Source organism: Psychrobacter sp. 1U1, from assembly GCF_051847535.1.
GTDB classification, from domain to species: domain Bacteria; phylum Pseudomonadota; class Gammaproteobacteria; order Pseudomonadales; family Moraxellaceae; genus Psychrobacter; species Psychrobacter saeujeotis.
The window spans coordinates 550060-571872 of the sequence record NZ_JBPYDD010000002.1 but is presented as its reverse complement, the minus strand read 5'-3'; the positions used below and the strand labels follow the sequence as shown (position 1 = coordinate 571872).

Below are 21813 nucleotides of genomic sequence, written 5' to 3'. Positions count from 1 at the left end.
TCAAAATCTCCAAGCCTAAAAGATCTAACCTACCACCACGATATTGACCAATTTATTAGGGACAACGATTTCTTTTTTGATGTCACCAGTTAAGAATTTTGCCACACCTTCAATCTCTTTTGCCTGCGCTTTTAGCAGCACAGGATCGCTGTTAGGGGCGACATCCATCTTACCGCGCATTTTACCATTGACTTGCACCACCATCGTGATCGTGTCTTGCACAAGTGCGCTTTCGTCAACGGCTGGATAATTTAGCGTGACCGTATCGAGTCCCAACTGCTCAATTAAGTGCTCACCGACGTGCGGGGCATAGACTGACAACATAATTAACAAGTCAATCAAAGCCTCATGCTGTACTTGCAGATCTTGCTCATTAGTTGCTTTAAAGCTTGCAAGCTCGTTTGCAAGTTCCATAAGGCTTGATACTGGAGTGTTCAAGGCCAAACGATCACCCAAGTCACTATCAATCTTAGCAATTGTCTCATGCGTCTTGCGGCGTAAATTTTTCGCTTCTTTACTTAGGCCGTCAGTTTGCAGCGCTTCATTGTTTAGCGTATCAAGGCTCAAATTGGCCGCTGCTAACGCTTGCATATGCTCGGTTGCGATACGCCAAACCTTTTTAACAAAGTTATACGGACCTTTTAGTGCGTCATCTGACCATTCTAGCGTTTGATCGGCAGGGGCGGTAAATAGCGTATATAGACGCACCGTATCAGCGCCATACTTATCAATAGTGATTTGCGGATCGACACCATTATTTTTTGACTTAGACATCTTTTCGATTTTACCAATCGTGACTGGCTGTCCGTCAGTTTTTAAAATTGCTTTAATCGGCTGACCACGGTCGTTGTAATCAATCTCAACATCTTCAGTGAAATAATATGTGGTACTGCCATCAGCATTGACGCGGTAGAAAGTACCAGCAAGTACCATACCTTGCGTCATTAAATTGGCAAATGGCTCATCACCTGATACTAGAGACTCATCGCGCATCAATTTATGGAAAAAGCGCGCATAAAGTAGATGCATAACCGCATGCTCGACACCGCCGATGTATTGATCGACAGGCAGCCATTTATTGGCAGCAGATTTGTTGACCATATTTTGCGTATCGTTCGGACTAGCAAAGCGCGCGTAGTACCAGCTTGACTCAACAAAGGTGTCAAACGTATCCGTCTCACGCTCAGCAGGATTGCCACACTTAGGACAAGTAGTATTCACAAACTCTGGCATGTTTTTCAAAGGATTACCGCGGCCGTCTGGAACGACGTCAGTTGGCAGTACAACGGGCAAATCCTGCTCTTCAACAGGGACTGTGCCGCAATGCTCACAGTTGACCATTGGGATAGGGCAGCCCCAATAGCGCTGGCGAGAAACACCCCAGTCACGTAGGCGATATTGGATTTTTTTCTTAGCTAGCTCTTGTGGTTTAAGCTTGGCAAGCATAGCTTCAAACGCTTGATCAAAATCCATACCGTCAAATTCATCTGAATTGACTAGGGTGTTGCGCTCAGTATAAGCAAGGTTTGGCTCAGAACTATTTGCTTTGGCGTCAGCGATGACAGACTCAGCATAACTATCAGGAGACTGGATGACATGTTTGATAGGTAGATTGTATTTGGTGGCAAACTCGTAATCGCGCTCATCATGGGCAGGAACCGCCATTACCGCACCTGAGCCATAGCTCATAAGTACATAGTTAGCGACCCAAACCGGCACTTTTTCGCCCGTCAATGGATGCGTCACGGTAAGGCCAGTATCCATACCGATTTTTTCAGCTTTAGCCAAATCTGCTTCAGCGACTGAGCCTTTTTTACATAGCGCATTAAACTGCGCGATGACGTCATCTTTTTCAGCGGCATATTGAGCCAGTGGATGCTCGGCCGCGACTGCCACATAAGTCACACCCATTAAAGTATCAGGGCGAGTAGTGAACACGTCTAAAGTATTGGTTTCGCCAGCCAGCTCATAAGGGAAGTGTACTTCCATACCCGCACTACGACCAATCCAATTGCGCTGCATCGTCAGTACTTCAGAGGGCCAGTGACCTTCTAACTGGTCTAAATCATCAAGCAGCTCATCGGCATAATCAGTGATGTTAAAGTAATACATGGGGATGTCGCGCTTTTCAACTGCAGCGCCACTACGCCAACCTTTACCATCAATGACTTGCTCGTTGGCTAATACAGTATTGTCGACCGGATCCCAGTTGACTGTCGCAAGCTTTTTGTAGACCAAGCCTTTTTTGTATAACTGTAAAAACAACCACTGCTCCCACTGATAATACTCAGGGCTACAAGTGGCAAATTCACGTGACCAATCAATGGACAAACCAAGCAGTTTGAGCTGTGCACGCATGTTGTCAATATTGGTAAACGTCCATTCAGCAGGGGGCGTTTGGTTGGCGATAGCTGCGTTTTCTGCTGGCAAGCCAAAACCATCCCAGCCCATTGGCTGCATGACATCAAAACCCTTAAGACGATAGTAACGGCTTAAGACATCAGAGATGGTATAGTTACGCACGTGACCCATATGCAGCTTGCCGCTTGGGTACGGGAACATCGAGAGCATATAGCGAGAAGGCTTGTCGCTTGGCTCATTACCCACTTCAAAGCGTTTGTCTGTTGCCCATTTGGCTTGCTGCGCCGTTTCTATCGCTTGCGGATTATAATGATTGTTTTGTATTTGATCGGATGTCACAGTATTGCTCATAGTCGGCTCGAAATTGAATATTACAGATAAATGGGGTGAAATTTTCCAATGCCATAGCATAGCCTAATTCGGCAAAAATTGCGATGATATGGTATTGTCTTTAATCAATCGTTTTGCTGTTTGAATAGTACATTTGGTTGTTGAAGTTTGACTATTATCAGCCCGTGACAATATTTAAATATTATAAAAAACATAAGTTAATAAGGAAAAGCAATGACCATCACTATTTACGGTATCAAATCTTGTAGCACCATGAAAAAAGCCTTTACCAAGCTTAATGAGCTAAATGTAAGCTATGATTTTCATGATTATAAAAAGCAAGGCATCGATAAGCAAAGCGTACAGCGCTGGGTAGATGAGCTTGGTATTGATAAAGTACTAAACAGGCGCGGAACCACGTGGCGCAAGCTGACAGATAAGCAAAAACAGGTGGCTGATGCCAATGTAGAGAGTGCCATTGATTTGCTTGTGGAAAATACCAGCATGATTAAACGGCCAATCGTAGAAGAAGGGCTGGACGATAAAAAAGCGCAGCTCATATTGCTTTGTGGCTTTGATGAAGAAGCATTTAAAATGACTTTTTCATAAACGATGCTGATGTAATCAATTATAAGAAAGCCCGAACTTAATAGATAAGTTCGGGCTTTCTTATATGAATGATCGTCACAACCTGTTAGCTCATTGAAGAGTCTAAATTGCGACTAATCAACGTACCGACACCTTCATTAGTGAAAATCTCTAATAGCGTAGCATGTGGCACACGGCCATCGACGATAACTGCGCTTTTTACACCGCTACGCACCGCATCAAGCGCACATTGAATCTTAGGAATCATGCCGCCTGAAATCGTACCATCTTCAATCAGGCTATCGACTTTCTTTGGTGTAAGGCCAGTAACCACTTCACCGTCACGGCCTAATACACCCTTGATATTCGTCAATAGCATCAGCTTCTCTGCTTGTAAAAACTCCGCCACTTTACCGGCGACCAGATCAGCATTGATATTATACGTATTGCCTTCTTCATCGACCCCAAGCGGCGCAATAACGGGAATAAAATTGGAGGCAATAAGCATATTAATTACGTCCTTATTAACGCTGACCACATCGCCGACATAGCCTAAATCTACTGGCGCAGCTATACCGTCATCACCCATTTTTTCTACCAAGAGTTTTTTAGCTTGGATGAGGTTAGCATCTTTACCAGTCAGGCCTATGGCGCTACCACCGTGTTTATTAATCAGGCTAACAATAGATTTGTTCACATTGCCGCCAAGCACCATCTCGACGATATCCATGGTGCCTTTATCGGTCACGCGCATTCCATCGATACGATCAGACTGACGACCAAGCTCTTTTAGTAAATTATCGACTTGAGGTCCGCCACCATGAACGACTACTGGATGTAGGCCGACCGTTTTTAAAAGGACAATGTCGCGTGCAAATGAGCTTTCAAGTGCAGGGTCAGTCATCGCATTACCACCGTATTTGACCACGATAAGCTTACCGACAAAGCGTTGAATATAAGGTAGTGCCGTGGTCAGCACCTCAGCAGTGTTTTTGGCATCATCTAAATTAAGCGACATCAGGCCCTCCTAAAATACGGTAATAAAGTGCAAGTTGTTTATGCACTTTTAGCTTATTATTGTGCCAGTAGTGGCAAAAGTATTGTATTAAACGCTATTTCTCAAGTAACGTTATTATTAAAAATAAAGCACTTATGTCTATTGAGTTTTACTCAGCAGAGATAGCCGCAATTTGCTCAGCCAACTGCGTATCAAAAGCTTGACATAAGGCGATAAAACGCGTTTGCACCTCTGTCATAGCAGCCAAATCATCTCCTGCAAAACGTACCGTAAGACTATGACTAGTGTTTGATTGACGCAATACGCCAAAACCATGCGCAAAATCTAGACGTACGCCGTCGATACGAGACAAAAGCGTACCCTTTGGCAACAGCTGCTCAGCCTGGGCTGGCGTTATGTGTTGCACGCTATCAAAACAATGACAAGGTGGCAACGCGACGTCATGAGTATCCTCAACCAAATGCTGTAAATAATGACAAAGGACTGCCAAATGATGCACAATTGAACAGGTAGTAGTAGCACTCTTAGGCAAGGGCAGGTAGTTGTCAGCGGTACTGACAAGCGTAGGTAGATACCATGTAATATCAGTTAGTCGATACGGCAGAGTCGCTCTTCTACGTGCGCCCCACGCATCGTAAGCTGGCGGTAGCGTATGAGTATTGAAATTAGTATCGATACCTAACAGTGCGGTAATATCGGACTTGATAACGGTTGATGCCAGCCAATGTAGCAAGCGCAGTCCAGCATACATAGCATCATCATAGACAATAAAATAGTCATCGTTAAAGATAAAGTGTCCTGATAACTCACCAGCAAAAATAGCACGATTATCATGTGATTGAAGCTGTTGGCGCAGTAAACTACTACCCGTCTTACTCATGACTGGTACTGCATCAAGCTTTTTGAGTAAGCGTGCCAAATGATGAGAGCACTTTACATCAAATAAAACCTGCGGTGTATTGGGCTTTTTATTGTATATAGGACGCTCTACAATGGCGACTCGCGCTAGCAAATACAATAGATGATCAGGGGTCACGACCTTACCGCTGTTATCGACGATCATCAGTCTATCACCATCACCATCAAAAGCCAGACCCATATCTGCTTCATTAATAATAACGGTTTGCTGCAGTTCTGCCAGACGGTTAGGCTCAGTGGGGTCTGGATTACCTCTCGGAAAGTTACCGTCCGGAATATCATTTAGCACAATGACTTGCTGACAAAAGCGTTCAAATAAGGGCTGTGCAATCCTACTGGTCGCTCCATTTAGACAATCAATAACAATTTTTAAATCAAGTTTACTGGTAGCACTAGAGCGGTCAGGGGAGTAGTTTTGCGTCTCGATACGAGTAAATACTTGCGCGATAGCATCGATGTAAGTAGACACAACGGTATCGGTAGGTAGGCTAACAGGATCGGTTGCCTGTATCTGCGTACAGTAATTATTCGAAGATGGCGCTTTGGGTTTATTGGCAGGATAATCAGCAAGGCTTTTATAAATAGCTTGAATGTCGGCGTCACTAGGAGAGCCGTTATTAACCAACCATTTTATGCCTAAAGTGTTTTTTTCAGAGTGGCTGGCAGTGACTATAATGCCATGCCCCGTATATTGCTGCGCCCAAAATGCCATCATCGGCGTTGTGATAAGCCCCAGCTGGATAACCGTTAACCCATGTTGACTTAAACGATTGGCAAGCATATGCGCTATGGTATCGCTATCACAGCGTACATCATAGCCAATGACCACCACATTAGCTGATGGCACAGAGCGATAAGTTTGAGAATGAGGGTGAACTAAAAATTCTTCTTTATTGTGTTTGTTTTTTAGATTAGGATTTTTTAAATTGTGCTTTTGTATGTCATGTCTTTTTGAATAACGGTTTTTTAGAAAACGACTTTTTATTGAGTGGCTGGCTTGTGTTTTATATAGCTGTGCAAAAACTTCACCCAACGCCGCGATAAATTCAGTAGTAAAATACTGGCGTGCTCCGCGAATATCATAAGCACGAAATAGAGGGAGCTGGGCGGCAAAAGTCGGCATGACTATAAACTCCTCATATCCCTATTTATAATAAATGGCGTACTTACTTACTAAGTTCACCGCGGCTATATATATGTTACTCTGATCTAGGTTTTAACTCAGTTGTTTTAAATTTAATGACGGCCTGAATGTCCAAAGCCACCTGCACCGCGAACACTTTCATCGCTAAAATCTGTTACCACTTCAAATTCTGGGCGGGCAACGGGTACCACAATGTACTGTGCCATACGCTCAGCAGGATTAAGTACAAAGTCGTCACTACTACGATTCCAAACACTGACCATCAGCTCCCCTTGATAGTCGGCATCGATAAGACCCACTAAGTTGCCAAGTACAATACCATGCTTATGACCGAGTCCTGAGCGCGGTAGTATCATTCCGGCATAGTTAGGGTCTTGAATATAGACTGCCAAGCCTGTACCTACTAGATGCGTTGCTCCTGCCTTAATTGTCATAGGCTCATCAAGACAGGCACGCAAATCGATACCTGCTGATCCATCTGTGGCACGGGTCGGCATAGGAAAATCAGGATGCGTACCAATTTTGGAATTAAGAACTTTGACTTGTACAGCTTGCATAACACACTCACTTATAAAATTAGATTACGTAACGATTTTATATCGAACTGGCTATAGCCATTAGTAAATAGATAGCGATTATAAAGAACAACTACTCTTTGTCACGTTGTAGTTTTGGACTCAAATCTTTGCTCATACCTTGCAAAAAGTAACCACTATAATAGTAATACACTTGCCAGTCCTAAAAAGGACATAAAGCCGACGATATCGGTCACTGTGGTCAAAATAACTGAGGCAGATAGCGCCGGGTCAATGTTCATGCGCTTGAGCAGTAGTGGAATACTAATACCAGATACATTGGCAGCCGTCATATTGATGGCAATAGCAAAACCAATCACTGCACTAATCTTACCATCATGAAACCACATTTGTGCAATAATCGCCATGATAAATGCCCAAATAAGTCCATTAATTGCACCAACCCACAACTCTTTATTAAAAAGCCACCAACGGTTAGAACCACCAATTTGGCCCATGGCCATACCTCGAATTACGACAGTCAGCGTCTGAGAGCCGGCGATACCGCCCATACTAGCCACGACTGGCATGAGTATCGCTAATGCCACTACTTTTGCCAGCACTGCCTCAAATTGACCAATGACGATAGCGGCCAATAGAGCAGTACATAAATTGATGCCTAGCCAGACACTGCGGCTTTTGGCACTGGTCAAGATAGGCGCAAATAACTCCTCATCTTGACTAACACCTGCTAAGTTTTTCATTGTGCTATCGACATCATCTTGGATAATTTCCATGATGTCTTCGCCGTTTAATTGTCCAACCAGCTCGCCATGACTATTAATAATAGGCGCAAAACGAATGTCTTCTGAACGAAAAATAGCGGCAGCATCTTGGATGTCTAACCGGTCATTGATAGTAATAGCGTTGTCAGTAAAGCTTGAGACCAGTGAGCTCTGATCATGCTTGATTAGATCAACCAGACTTAGTAGACCCAATAATTGCTGGCCTTGATCAACGACCAACAGCTCTTGGCTTTGGTCATCTAGTAGCTCATCGTTTTCTCGTAGCCATTCTTGTACATGTGCCAAGCTCACATCATCTTGAACCTGAATGATATCAGGGTCCATATAACTGCCAACTTCCCAATCTGCATAGGTATCAAGTTTATTGACTTGCAGACGGATATCTTCGTCTAACGTTGCCATTACCGAAGTACGCACGGTGTCGGTAACTGTCTCTAAGATTTCTGAGATGTCTTGGGCATCAAGATCTTGCGTAAATAAAGAGATCTCTTTTGAGGAGATATTCTCCATCAGCGGCTGACGTGTATCAACTTCTAGCTCGGCAAGCACTTCGCCCCTCAGGTGTTCAGGAACCTGTGCCCAGATAATCTGCCGGTCTTGATTAGGAAAGGATTCTAATAAATTGGCAATTTCGTATTCAGACTGCTGTGTTAAAAAATCAGTAATTGCTGCATACGCATTGTCAGCCACCAGTCCTTGCAGATGGAGTAGCTTATGTTCAGCGTTATACTCTATCAAATTATATTCTGACTGCGGTTTGAATGGTTGTTCTGAGCTTGGCGTGGGGGCAGGCATAGGCATTCCAAAAAACAAAAATAAACGATGAAAAATAAACAACCATCAAGCAAAAATTAATATAGTCGATTCTAAATAAAACAGCCACATTATATGTCAACGCGGAACTGGTATAAATTTTTCTGGAGTGCTGTGGCTGTGCAGACAGAGGCTGCGTAAAATTCATCCCAGTCCCACTGTATCGGTTTTATACCGATCTACTTATAATAAAACAATTAACCTACGATAAAAACGGGCCTTAGCGATTACCAAGTAACGCACGGATATTAGCCAAATACTCATCAGCGACTGCTTCTGGATCTTTGGTGGCTTTTTTCTTTTTCGCTTTGGCTGGCCAGTCAATATGGTCTTCAGGCAGCTCATCCAAAAACCTTGATTCTGAAGTCACACGCATCTGCCCACCAGCGCGGCGCTGGGTTGCAAGTGTCAGTGTCAGCTCACGGCGCGCACGGGTGATTCCCACGTACATTAACCGTCGCTCTTCTTCGATCGTTTCACTCAAGATAGAGTTGCGGTGCGGCAGCATCTCTTCTTCTAGTCCCATGATATAGACAAAATCAAACTCCAAGCCTTTTGCGGCATGCAAGGTCATCAAGTTTACTTTGTTCGTATTCTCTTCTTCTTGCTGCTGCTCGAGCATATCGAGTAGTACTAATTTGCGAATAATGGTATCAATCGTTCGATCTTCATCTTCTTCAGCGCGGTTAATCAAAGACTGAATACTGGTATACAGCATATCAATATTATCGATACGATTTTTTTCTTGTTGCGGGGTTTTGGCGTCGCTACGGACAAAGTCAATATAGCCGGTCTCATCAATCATTTGGCGCACGATTGGTACAGGGTCAGGATGTTGATCCAGTTCACGAGTATAATGCTCGATAAATTCACCGAACTCCTTTATCGTGCCATAAGCTTTAGACGGTAGCACATGGCTAAGACCTGCATGGGTACAAGAAGCGAGTAGGGAGATGCTATGCTCTTGCGCAAATAGACCGAGCTTCTCAAGCGTGGCAGGTCCCATCCCGCGCTTGGGCGTATTAATAATGCGCAAAAAGGCACTGTCGTCTTCGGGGTTTAAGATGAGACGCAAGTAGCCCATGATGTCTTTGATTTCACTACGTGCAAAGAAAGATTGACCACCAGACAATTTATATGGCACTTGCAGCTGACGCAGCTGCGCTTCTAACATTCGCGCCTGAAAGTTACTGCGATACAGGACAGCATACTGCTCCCATTCATTACCAAAGCGTAGTTTATGCGTGACAATCTCTTTTGCCACGCGCTCAGACTCATCGTCATCGTTGCGACAATTGAGAATGCGAATCTTCTCACCATGACCTTTATCTGACCATAGCTTTTTTTCAAATAAATGCTCGTTGTTGGTAATGACGGCGTTGGCAGAGGTCAAAATACGCGTGGTTGAGCGATAGTTTTGCTCGAGCATAACGATTTTGAGCTTAGGAAAGTCCTCTTTTAGTAACGCCATGTTTTCAGGTTTGGCACCGCGCCATGCGTAGATAGATTGGTCATCATCACCCACGACGGTAAAGCGCCCTTGTGGTCCAACCAGATATTTAATCATCTCATACTGGGCAGTATTGGTATCTTGATACTCATCGACGAGTAAATAGCGAATACGGTTTTGCCATTTATCACGCAGCTCTCTGTTTTCACGCAGTATCTTGGTCGGTAGTACGATTAAGTCATCAAAATCAACGGCATTGTAAGCACGCAAATTACGCTCGTATAGCGCATATAAGGTAGCAAATATCATATCCTCTGGATCGTCTAAGGTCTCCATCGCTTTATCTGGCTCAATCAGATCGTTCTTCCAATCTGAAATCATCTTGATAGCCTTTCCGACCAGTTCACGACTCTCAGCACCGCTTAAGTTGTCGCGCATCATCAGCTCCATCAGTAAGCGTTTGCTATCATCGCTATCCATTATAGAGAAGTTACCCTTTAGAGGCGTATGAATCAGCTCGTAACGCAAAAACTGCAAGCCAAATTGGTGAAAGGTTGAGACCGTCAGTCCGCGCGTCTTTTCACTAGGCAACAGTTTACTTACCCGCGCTTTCATCTCACGAGCGGCTTTATTGGTAAAGGTCACTGCCGTGATACGCTCAGCTGGCATGTTGCACTCTTCAATAAGGTAGGCAATTTTGCGCGTGATTACCGAGGTCTTGCCTGAGCCTGCGCCTGCCAATACCAGTAGCGGCCCTGATACATAGAGCATGGCTTCTTGTTGTCTAGGATTGAGTTGACTCATAACGTAACCTGTAGGGCAAAAGCAAAAAAGAGGGTAGGCGCTGATATGTCATCGCAAAAGTGATGAAACATCGAGCACAATAACTGTAATAAAATGCAGAGGATAGCGTCAACACGCCATCAAAATTAGGTGGGTTATTATAAAGTAAAAATGCCACTTTTGGGCAGAAGATAATTAAGAAGCTAAAGCCTTGTATCTTTAGATTATAGTCATATCGTGCTTATAATAAAAAACGACAATCATGGTAATAAAATCGCGCCAACAGACATAAAGCTGTAGACGCGAAAAAATTTTAAAAATTATAAGCAGATTACGCATTATTTAGCTGACGAGCCGCTTCCAATGCAAAATAAGTCAAGATTCCATCGGCACCGGCACGGCGAAAGCCAATGAGCGATTCTAATATTACCGCGTCACTGAGCCAGCCGTTTTGAATGGCTGCCATATGCATCGCGTATTCGCCAGAGACTTGATAGGCAAAGGTCGGTACACCAAAGGTGTTTTTAACTTCGCGAATCAGATCAAGGTAGGGCTGACCGGGTTTAATCATCACCATATCGGCGCCTTCATTGATATCCATAGCCACTTCATGCAAAGCTTCTGCGCGATTGCCAAAGTCCATCTGGTATTGTTTTTTGTGGCCGCCTTTTAAGTTGCCTGCACTACCGACTGCATCACGGAAAGGCCCGTAATAAGCAGAAGCATATTTGGCAGAGTAGGCCATGATAGCCGTATTCACAAAACCCTCGGACTCAAAAGCATCACGCATGGCTTTGATACGGCCATCCATCATATCGCTTGGCGAGATGATATCAGCGCCAGCGCGTGCGTGGACGAGTGCTTGCTTGACCAACACTTCGATGGTTGCATCGTTGATGACATAACCGCTGTCATCGAGTAAACCGTCTTGACCATGTGAGGTATAAGGGTCAAGTGCCACATCCGTCATGACCACCATTTCGGGTACGGCATCTTTAAGCGCTTTGACCGCGCGCGCAGTAAGACCATTTTCGTCGTATGCAGCTTTACCATCAGGCGTTTTTAACGAGTTATCGATGACAGGGAAGATGTCAACAGTCGTGACGCCCTCACTTAGTAATTCTTTTGCATAGTTGATAAGTAGGTCGACTGATAAGCGCTCAACCCCCGGCATGCTCGCAATCGTTTCACGCTGGTTTTTACCTTCTAGTACAAATACTGGCGCGATAAAATGCTTAGGATGTAGCTCTACTTCTCGAATCATTGCCCGTACATTATCATTGTAACGTAGACGGCGTAGACGAGTTTCAGGGTATTGGCGGTTAAAGGTATAAGACATAATCGTTCCTTATTATTTTTTCAGTAATTATGGTTGCAACAGCCTTTTTTCATTTGATATGGCTTTATCTATATCAGTTACACACAAGCGTGTCATCATCTATAAAGTTGGTCTGTATAAAAAGCTATTTAATATAATGAGACTACTATAACCAAAAGTAGTCTGTGAAAGCAAAAAGCCCCACCAAGGCGGTAGGGCTAATTGTAGAGTAGCTATTCGCTTGATACCTTGTAATTGTTTAAGGCTCAATAATTTGCGTTACTGGAGCCTGCTCGGTAGGGGTTTCTTGCGTCACGATACCAACAGCGGCCTCTTTTTTACCATCGTTATCGACATCGACAATAGCGGTAGGCTTAAAAGTAGAGGTCGCTGGCGTCTTAGCTTGTTTGATCTCTAGCGCTTCTTGTGGAGATGCCACGCGTGCTGACCCTGCAGCGTTGACAGCGTAAGCCGCTTTTGCTTTTGCACTATTGGCCGGTAAGTTAGCGACTTGAGCCAAGTTGGTATATTGCGGTACAGGAATGGCCGTCGGTATATCTAGGTTAGCACCGCCACCAAGCGCTTGGTATAGCTCAATTTGGCTAACGATTTTTTGTAGCTCTAAATCCAAGATACCTTGTTGGGTTGAGAACAGTGAACGCTGTGCATCAAGCACATCTAGATAGTTTGAAATACCTGCTTTAAAGCGGGCATCCGCTATCTGATAGGTTTGTTCAAAATTATCTTGTAAACGATACTGCGCCGCCAATTGCTCACCTAAAGTGGCACGTGTGGCAAGCACATCAGACACTTCACGAAAAGCTGTTTGAATAGATCTCTCGTAGCTTGCCAGTGTCTGCTCGCGCTCGATTTTAGCCACGTCGTAGTTGGCATCTAAGCGCCCTGCGTCAAATATAGGCACGCTAATATTGGGCCCAAAAGACCAACCAAAAGCACTATTATCGAACAAGTCGCTCAAACCATCACTACGCACACCAACGCTACTAGCGAGACTGATCGTTGGAAAATAAGCGGCCCGTGCTACCGCTATATTAGCACCAGCAGCTTTTAGGTTGTATTCTGCTTGTAGTACATCTGGACGATAACGTAGCAATTCGCTTGGCAGACCTGCACTAAATATTTCGTGAGTGGTAATGTTGCTGATCGCAGGCGATGGAATAAGCTCGCTTGGAATAGGAGTACCAACTAAGAACTGTAGGGCGTTACGTGAAGTCAAAATGCTGCTTTGTGCTCGTAAAACTGCAAGCTTGGCATTTTCAAGTGCGGCAGAAGATTGTAGTGAAGGCAGTTTGGGGTCAATACCTGCTTCAAAACGTTTATCAGCAATAAACAAGGATCGCTCACGGCTCTCTACCGTCGCTTCTGCCAATTTTAATTGAGCCAGACTATAACTTAGGTTGGCATAGCTTTGAGCAATATTACTTACTAGGCTGATCTGGGTAGCATCTTTGGCTGCCGCAGTTGCTAAGAAGTTTTGTAAGGCTTGATCTTTTAAGCTATCAATTCTTCCCCAAAAGTCCAACTCATAACTGGCCAAACCCAAATCGACATTGTAACTGTCACTGGTTTGATTGCCAAACTCACTACCTTGACGAGAGCGTGAATAACCCGCCTGACCATTAATCGTTGGTAGATCGTTGATGTCAGTAATACGGTACTGCGCACGCGCTTTTTCGATGGCCAAACGAGCACTTTCAAAGTCTTTATTGTTGTTAAGACCTAACGCAATGAGTCCTTTTAAACGCTCATCACTATAAAAGTTTTGCCAGCGCTGACTGGCAAGGCTTGGCTGCTCAGTACTACTAACCGTCTCACGATCAAACGCGCCATAGCTTTGCCCAACAGGAATGTTAGGCTCAGCGAGTACAGGGCGCGTATCAGCTTTTGGAATGGTATTACAAGCTGCCATACTGACCGCTAAAGCGGTTAGGCTTAAGAGACGAGCGCTATTTTTGCATGTTTGCGACAGCAGCGGTTGTGCAAAGCTCACTAACGCCGCTGATCTTAAGGTAAAGGTTTTTTGAACACTCATTGTGTATTATCTCCAAGACTTGCAGGCTGATATTCCTCAGAAGAAGTAGGTTTTTGTAGATCAGGTGTATCATCGCCGCCGTCATTTGGCCCATTATTCTTATATTTATACGGGAACAAACTACGCACCCAAATATAGAACATAGGAATAAAGAAGATACCTAAGAATGTCGCAGTAATAACCCCGCCAACCACACTAGTACCAATGGCGTTTTGGCTACCAGAACCAGGACCTGTAGCGATGAATAATGGCACAACCCCTAACCCAAAGGCAAGCGAGGTCATGATAATCGGACGCAGACGTTGTCTTGCTGCCGTCATGACGGCCTCTCTTAGACTATAGCCTTCTTCTTGGTGTTCTTTGGCAAACTCAATAATCAAGATGGCGTTTTTGGCTGATAGACCAACCACGGTTAATAGGCCGACTTGTAAGTAAATATCGTTGTTAAAGCCGCGTAGCCACGTAAATATTACCGCTCCTAATACCCCAAGAGGAATGACAAGTAGTACAGAGAAGGGGATAGACCAGCTTTCATACAAAGCAGCCAAACATAAGAATACTACTAAGATTGAAAGGGCATATAGCATTGGCGCTTGAGCACCTGACTTTTGCTCCTCAAGTGACATACCCGTCCATTCGTAACCGACACCGTCAGGCAGTTTTTCCATCATAGCTTCCATTGAGCTCATCGCTTCACCGGTACTAAGACCAGGCGCGGCGCTACCTTGGATGTTCATAGATGGCAAGCTGTTGTAGCGCGTCAGACGCGGTGAGCCGGATTGCCATTCGCTGCTAGAGAACGCATCGAAAGAAATCATATCACCTATGTCGTTGCGCACATACCATTTACCGATATCATCAGGGTTGGTACGGCTGCTAGGCTCACCTTGAACAAAGACGCGTTTGATACGACCGCGGTCGACGAAGTCATTGATGTAGCTTGAGCCCCAAGCGGTAGAGATAACGCTGTTGATACTACCCATTGATAAACCATAGGCAGCTGCTTGTTCTTGATTGATATTTACTTTTAGCTGCGGTGCATCTTCTTGACCGTTAGGACGCACACCTGCGACTTGATCGTTCTGTGCGGCCATACCGAGCAGCATGTTTCGTGCTTCAAGTAAGCCCTCGTGTCCAAGGTTACCAGTATCTTGAATCATCAAATCAAAACCACTGGCATTACCAAGTTCGGTAATCGCTGGCGGTACGATCGCAAATACCTGTGCTTCGTTTAATTGAGTGAAGAAGTACCCCATCGCGCGATCTGCGACTGCTTGTGCGGTATTTTCTTCTCCAGAACGGTTCTCCCAGTCTGATAAACGCACAAAGGCCAGTCCCATATTCTGTCCTTGACCAGCAAAACTAAAGCCTGCGATGGTAAAGACAGAGGCAATATTATCGCCCTCTTGGGTATCATAATAGTTACTGACTTTATCGAGTACATCTTGCGTTTCATCCAGTGTCGAACCAGCTGGTAGCTGAACCAAGGTAAACATAATACCTTGGTCTTCTTCTGGTAAGAATGAGCCTGGAATGCGTAAGAATACAACAGCCATGATACCGATGATGGCGGCATAACCTATTAGGTAAAGCCATTTAAAACGGAAGCTCTTACCAACTGAGGTTTCATATTTGCGGCTAAGCTTAAAGAAACCACGGTTAAACCAACCAAAAAAGCCTTTTTTCTCTTCAGTATTGCCTTTTTCATGACTTTTACCACGCTTTAGTAGCGTCACGCATAGCGCTGGAGTGAAGATAAGCGCAACTAGGGCAGAAAATACCATAGCAGTAATTAAGGTAATCGAGAACTGTCGATAAATTACCCCTGTTGAACCGCCAAAGAAGGCCATAGGAACAAACACTGCTGACAAGATAATGGCAATACCAATAACAATCTTACTGATTTCGCCCATAGATTGAACGGTGGCATCTTTAATAGAAATATCAGGATCTTCTTCCAGAATACGTTCAACGTTCTCCACGACGACGATCGCATCATCGACCAAAAGACCAATGGACAGTACCATTGCAAACATTGTGAGAACGTTAATACTAAAGCCTGCGACATACAATACTGCAAAGGTACCCAGTAGAACGACAGGAACGGCAAGGGTAGGAATAATAGTAGCACGCCAGTTCTGTAAGAAAATAAACATGACGATGAATACTAGTACAATCGCTTCGATAAGCGTATGAACGACCTGCTCGATAGATAAACGGACAAACGGTGTGGTGTCATAAGGTACAACTGAGGTGAGACCTGCTGGAAAATTGGCCTCTAACTCTGCCATACGGGCGCTGACAGCTTCGCGAGTCTCTAACGCATTAGCACCACCCGCTAATGAGATACCTAAACCAGCTGCTTCTTGACCGTTATATAGCGAGATAACACTATAGTTTTCACTACCAATTTCAACATCTGCGACATCACCCAAACGCACTTGTGCGCCTGAAGTATCGGTTTTTAACAAAATATCTTTAAATTCTTTGGGGGTTTGCAGATAGCTCTGTACAGTCACAGTTGCATTGATGACCTGTTGATCAGTATCAGCAGGTGCTTGACCTAATTGACCTGCAGAGACTTGCGCGTTTTGCGCTCGCACTGCATTGACCACATCAGATGGCACCATGTTGTAGCTACGCAGTCGTGCAGGGTCCAGCCAAATACGCATAGCATAAGCAGAACCAAACACCTGTACTTCACCAACCCCTTCGACACGGCTTAATTGGTCAACGACGTTTGAGTTGATATAGTCGGCGATATCCGAACGATCCATACCCCCATCTTCAGAGATAAAACCCTGCACCATTAAGAAGCTGCTAGAAGATTTGTTAACGTTGACGCCCTGACGCTGTACCGATTCAGGTAATGAGCTCATGGCCGCTTGTAGTTTGTTTTGTACCTGTACCTGAGCGGTATCAGGGTCTGTACCGTTTTCAAACGTCAGCGTGACAGAGGCACCACCATTTGAAGAGCTCGATGACGACATATACATCAGGCCGTCAAGCCCTTTCATGCGTTGCTCAATGATCTGTACGACTGAATCTTCAACGGTTTGCGCATTCGCACCAGGATAGCTTGCACTCACCGATATAGTTGGCGGTGCAATACGTGGATACTGTTCAATCGGTAGGTTGATGACCGATATCACCCCGATGAGCATGACCAAAATAGCCAGCACCCATGCAAAAATAGGGCGATTAATAAAAAAACGTGACATAGTATATCCCTAAGTCTTCCTATCTTTGAATGGAATTAGTTAGCAGCGGCTTCTGTTGAGTCTTCATCAGCAGTGTTATTATCAGATGATTTTTCATCCATCGTTTTTGCCGCCTGCTGTGGGGTTTGAGCGTTAGCAGTGTCTTGAGCTGATGGGGCTGAATTGGCACTCTCTAATGGTTTGACCACTACTTCCTGCTCAGGCTTGACCTTCGAGCCGCCAATCACAACTACTTTATCACCCGCTTTTAAACCGTCAGTGACAACCCATTGTCCATCGTAAGTACCATTGATAGTGACTGGACGTACTTGGATTTTGTTATCTTTATCAGCGATATAGACTTGCGTATCACCTTTAGGCGTACGCATGACCGCACTTTGTGGCACCAGTGCTGCATTAGTAATGACACTTTGGGTTAGACGTGCTGTCACATACATACCTGGTAGTAAGATATTATTGCTATTTGGGAAGATAGCTCGCAAAGTAACTGCACCTGTCGATTCATCAACTTTTGCTTCAGATAGTGCAAGCTTGCCACGTACTGGATAGACTGACCCATCTTCTAGTACCAACTCAACTGAGTTCATTCCTGGCTGTACTTTGCCTTCAGATATTTGTTGACGTAGCTTTAATAGCTCAGAAGATGACTGACTGATGTCGACATAGATAGGATCTAAGCGTGAGATAGTTACCAATGGATCGGGTTGTCCTGCACTGACCAACGTACCAGCGGTCACGCTAGAGCGATCAGTACGACCAGTCAATGGCGCACGTACAATGGTGCGATTAAGATCTAAGGTGCTGGCTTCTAGACCTGCTTTTGCAGTCTGAATGCCAGCTTTTGCGCTCTCAATACCAGCTTGGGTCTGTCCAACCGCTGCCGCGGCGCTTTGTACGGCAGCTTGTGCTGTACGCACTTGCGTTTGTGCTTGCTCATATTGCTGCTTAGAGATAGCATCTATATCGACCAATCCTTGTAGACGTTGTAGGTCGTTTTGAGCCTGAGCAAGTGATGCTTGACGGCTTGCTAGTTCAGCTTTGGCATTGGCATTGTTGGCCAATGATGTCTGATAGTTGGCTTGTGCTTGCTGTACCGCTGCTTGTCCACTAGTGACAGAAGAGGCATAGTTGTCAGTGTTTATACGATAAAGCGGTTGACCTTTTTTGACGTTACCGCCTTCACGGAATAGTACTTCGTCAATAACACCATTCACCTGTGGACGGACGTCGGCGGTTTGGTAAGCTGTGGTACGTCCAGAAAAAGTCTGTACTTGAGGTACGGTGTCGAAAGTGACAGTCTGGACGTTGACGACGGCTGGCGGCATCTGCTGCTGTGCGGCGGCATCTGCTGAGTCCTCGTTTTTGTCACAGCCAACCAGTACAGCTCCAGATAGTACAGATGCTATTACAAGCGCTAGAGTAGAGTGCTTCATCAATGTCCTCGTCAATAATATAGGTACGGTATAGATAAAATTTTAATAGTGCATCGTAACGTCACACGAATGTAGATGCTACGACTAGTAACTGTTTCTTTGAGCCATCATAATGACTAATATAGAGTAAATGTATAATGTAAACCTTACCGCATAAAAAGCTGAACCGACTTATATTCTATGTGGTCATACATGATTTGTATCTTATAAATTAAGTCATAAAAGCATGCAGGCGAGGTTTTAGCACTAAGAACAACCAAACAATAAAAAAGAACAACCAAACAATAAAAGTTGGTAAGTAAATTTAGTGCCGTATTATAAACTATAGGGTATACCCTACAGTCAAGCTAATAAAAACAGATCTTTTGCAAAGGAAAGTCATATTTCTTCTTATGAGCTGTACAAACGTTGAAGAGACAAGCATCACAAGAGATAATGCCTACTAAAACACAGCATTCTTGATAGCGTGACGTAGTGTTGCTTTTTTGTTATAGAAGTTATTTTCACATACATATATGAGATTTTGATTAAAAGATATGATGTAGGCAGTAAAAATGTAGTTTTAGCAACACATAAAACGATTTTTAACCTTAAAAGATACATGAAGCATTCATAGAAGGTTATTGATTGAGCATCGTCAAATTATCAAAACAATCTTTACATGATTATAATACTGCAAATATTTATGAAACTTAAAGAAAGGTAACGATGCCGATAACCTGTTATTTTTAAAAAGGTTAATTTTAGCTTGTTAGTTTCGAATGCAATAGTCGTTAAAAAACTCTATTTAAATAGCGTCCAAATCGCTACTTAGGTAGAGTTTGGACGGTTCAACTACTAAATAGTACTTAGAAATAGAGTTGCCTTTGTCAGTTGATAGTACAGATGACACAGAACTAACTATAGCAATCGCGCGCTGGCAAGCTCTGTGAGTTGATACAAGCCATGACGATAACGGTTGTCAGGTAGCGTGTTTAGTGCCTGCTGCGCCAAGGCTGTCTCTTCTAGCGCGCGTTTTTTACAGTAGTCTAACGCGCCTGAACTACGAACCAATTCTATGAGCTGTTCTGCATTTGGCGTTTTGCCTGTCTGTACGGCAATACGCAGTTGCTCATAACCTTCTGTATCGCTGTCTTTGAGTAGTTCAAGCGCTTTGATTGTGGGTAGAGTTGGCTTACCTTCTGCCAAATCATCACCAAGGTTTTTGCCCATCACTTCACTATCACCACTATAGTCGAGCACATCATCGATAATCTGAAACGCATTACCAAAGTGTTGTCCAAAGTCTGCTAATGCAGATAAATACTGCGTTTGCTCTTGCAGAATAGCGGCACCTTGAGTTGCCATCATGAATAGCCGTGATGTTTTGCCGTCTATGATATTAAGGTAGTCGGCTTCAGTAGCAGTAGGGTTGTGTTGATGCTGGAGCTGTAAAACCTCCCCCTCAGCAATATCACAGGTACCATCCGAAAATAGCTGCAATAACGGTAAACTCTGAAAACTTACTAGTAAATTAAAGGCACGGGCAATGAGATAATCTCCAACCAAAACGGCTGTCGCATTGTCCCATGTGGCATTGGCTGTCGGTTTGCCTCGGCGCTGTCCTGACTCATCAATCACATCGTCATGTACCAAAGTTGCCGTATGCAGCATCTCAGTAATGGCTGCCAAATGCATCGCTTCGCGTGATGGCTCGTCATTAAGCATACGCGCACATAATAGGGTAATTAATGGACGCATACGTTTGCCACCTGCATTGATCACATGCTGGGAGACGCTCATAACAAGCTGTACTTTTGAATTAAGACTGCCAAACACCTGTTTATCCATGATCTCAAAGTCATCAACAACGATACTTTGAATATCGGCATAACTTGGGGCAGATAAAGAGGTGGTTAAGGTGTTCGATAAAGAGGTGGTCGTCATAGTAAATAGTCATATTAATAGAAGATAGAAAAAATCGTTTGATAGCCGTCTCTTATAACACTATCAGCATGCTTATAGTAACATAGCTACATTATCAAATCGGTAGTTAAAGTAAAGCGGGTGTTAATAATGCATTGTAAGTTACTGATTGTATAAGTTATAATAGTGGTACTTAAGCTTAAACTAATCGTTGGCATAATTGCTAATACGGTTTATTTTGTAAAATTTTTGCTTACATAAATTGGTCAGCTCATTGTCAAAATACACAGTACCAAGACATTGAGTAAATATCACCAACTTTCAAAAACAAGATAGGTGGCTTGCTTTTATGAGCAAAAAGCCGTAAAATCTTGCCTTTAATTTTTCCCTGTCGTGTTCGTCGTCGAAGCGTTGGTATGATATCAGCCACGGCACACGGGTTAAACGGAGTCAGACAATGTACGCAGTAATCAAAAGTGGTGGTAAACAGCATCGTGTAGTCGTCGATGAGCTTTTAAGAGTTGAATTGTTAAAAGCAGAAAAAGGCGAGACGATTAGGTTTGAAGACGTGTTGATGGTTGTAGATGGTGATAACGTCAAAATTGGTCAGCCTGTTGTAGATGGTGCAAGCGTAGAAGTTGAAGTGGTTGAGCACGGTCGCGGTGATAAAATCCGTATCATCAAGCACAACCGTCGTAAGCATTATCATAAAGAGCAAGGTCACCGCCAATGGTACACCTTGTTAAAAATCAAAGCGATTAACGCGTAGTTATCAGTTTAGCTATTGATGCTAAATAGCGTACTAACTGCTTAAGATGTATCGCAATAGCGATAAATTATATTAACAAGGAGATTTTCTCATGGCACATAAAAAAGCTGCCGGTTCGAGCCGTAACGGTCGTGATTCAAACCCAAAAATGCTCGGCGTAAAAATCTTTGGTGGCCAAGCTATTACTGCTGGTAACATCATTGTACGTCAACGTGGTACAGAGTTCCACGCAGGCGAAGGCGTTGGTATGGGTCGTGACCATACTTTATTTGCACTAAATGACGGTGTAGTAAAGTTTGCGACTAAAGGTAAATTTAACCGTCGCTATGTAATGGTTGAAGGCGAGTAATTATCGTTTTAAAGCATAAGCTACTTTATTATTTGTAAA

14 protein-coding genes are annotated in these 21813 nt (G+C 43.9%); 3 read left to right on the top strand and 11 right to left on the bottom strand.

What is annotated here, in order from left to right:
- Positions 1 to 24: 24 nt before the first annotated feature.
- Positions 25 to 2712 (bottom strand): leucine--tRNA ligase, encoded by a 2688-nt coding sequence (gene leuS, locus ACS8FB_RS04615; protein WP_439261259.1) that lies wholly within the window; start codon positions 2710 to 2712, stop codon positions 25 to 27.
- 213 nt (positions 2713 to 2925) lie between these two features.
- Here leuS and ACS8FB_RS04610 point away from each other — a divergent pair, with 213 nt between their 5' ends.
- The gene (locus ACS8FB_RS04610) at positions 2926 to 3300 is read left to right on the top strand and encodes a Spx/MgsR family RNA polymerase-binding regulatory protein (RefSeq protein WP_439261257.1); all 375 of its coding nucleotides are present in this window, start codon (positions 2926 to 2928) and stop codon (positions 3298 to 3300) included.
- A gap of 85 nt (positions 3301 to 3385) precedes the next feature.
- Here the strand turns inward: ACS8FB_RS04610 and argB are convergent, their stop codons facing one another.
- The 10 genes from argB to ACS8FB_RS04560 all read right to left on the bottom strand — a co-directional run bounded on the left by argB (position 3386) and on the right by ACS8FB_RS04560 (position 20677).
- Positions 3386 to 4297 carry an acetylglutamate kinase gene (gene argB, locus ACS8FB_RS04605; RefSeq protein ID WP_299219066.1) on the bottom strand — a complete coding sequence of 304 codons (912 nt, stop codon included), beginning with the start codon at positions 4295 to 4297 and terminating at the stop codon, positions 3386 to 3388.
- Positions 4298 to 4445: 148 nt separating this feature from the next.
- A complete protein-coding gene (locus ACS8FB_RS04600) occupies positions 4446 to 6338 on the bottom strand; it encodes a phosphohexomutase domain-containing protein (RefSeq protein ID WP_439261255.1) in 1893 nt (630 codons plus the stop codon).
- Between the two features lie 113 nt (positions 6339 to 6451).
- The gene (dut, locus tag ACS8FB_RS04595) at positions 6452 to 6916 is read right to left on the bottom strand and encodes a dUTP diphosphatase (RefSeq protein WP_439261253.1); all 465 of its coding nucleotides are present in this window, start codon (positions 6914 to 6916) and stop codon (positions 6452 to 6454) included.
- A gap of 155 nt (positions 6917 to 7071) precedes the next feature.
- Positions 7072 to 8475, bottom strand: coding sequence for a magnesium transporter (locus tag ACS8FB_RS04590; protein WP_439261251.1), 1404 nt, complete (start codon positions 8473 to 8475; stop codon positions 7072 to 7074).
- Between the two features lie 238 nt (positions 8476 to 8713).
- Positions 8714 to 10747, bottom strand: a complete 2034-nt coding sequence (locus tag ACS8FB_RS04585; RefSeq protein ID WP_439261249.1) for a UvrD-helicase domain-containing protein — start codon at positions 10745 to 10747, stop codon at positions 8714 to 8716.
- Between the two features lie 310 nt (positions 10748 to 11057).
- The gene (gene hemB, locus ACS8FB_RS04580; protein WP_439261247.1) at positions 11058 to 12065 is read right to left on the bottom strand and encodes a porphobilinogen synthase; all 1008 of its coding nucleotides are present in this window, start codon (positions 12063 to 12065) and stop codon (positions 11058 to 11060) included.
- 238 nt (positions 12066 to 12303) lie between these two features.
- Positions 12304 to 14097, bottom strand: coding sequence for an efflux transporter outer membrane subunit (locus tag ACS8FB_RS04575; protein ID WP_439261246.1), 1794 nt, complete (start codon positions 14095 to 14097; stop codon positions 12304 to 12306).
- Positions 14094 to 17318, bottom strand: a complete 3225-nt coding sequence (locus ACS8FB_RS04570; RefSeq protein WP_439261244.1) for an efflux RND transporter permease subunit — start codon at positions 17316 to 17318, stop codon at positions 14094 to 14096. The genes ACS8FB_RS04575 and ACS8FB_RS04570 overlap by 4 nt, the downstream gene beginning before the upstream one ends.
- A 35-nt stretch (positions 17319 to 17353) precedes the next feature.
- Positions 17354 to 18751: an efflux RND transporter periplasmic adaptor subunit gene (locus tag ACS8FB_RS04565; RefSeq protein WP_439261242.1), complete on the bottom strand. Its 1398-nt coding sequence runs from the start codon at positions 18749 to 18751 to the stop codon at positions 17354 to 17356.
- Positions 18752 to 19651: 900 nt separating this feature from the next.
- Positions 19652 to 20677 carry a polyprenyl synthetase family protein gene (locus ACS8FB_RS04560; RefSeq protein WP_439261240.1) on the bottom strand — a complete coding sequence of 342 codons (1026 nt, stop codon included), beginning with the start codon at positions 20675 to 20677 and terminating at the stop codon, positions 19652 to 19654.
- A gap of 436 nt (positions 20678 to 21113) precedes the next feature.
- On the opposite strand from ACS8FB_RS04560, the gene rplU reads away from it, so the two are divergent.
- Positions 21114 to 21425, top strand: coding sequence for a 50S ribosomal protein L21 (gene rplU, locus ACS8FB_RS04555; protein ID WP_439261238.1), 312 nt, complete (start codon positions 21114 to 21116; stop codon positions 21423 to 21425).
- Between the two features lie 91 nt (positions 21426 to 21516).
- A complete protein-coding gene (rpmA, locus tag ACS8FB_RS04550; protein ID WP_068034744.1) occupies positions 21517 to 21774 on the top strand; it encodes a 50S ribosomal protein L27 in 258 nt (85 codons plus the stop codon).
- The last annotated feature ends 39 nt before the right edge of the window (positions 21775 to 21813 follow it).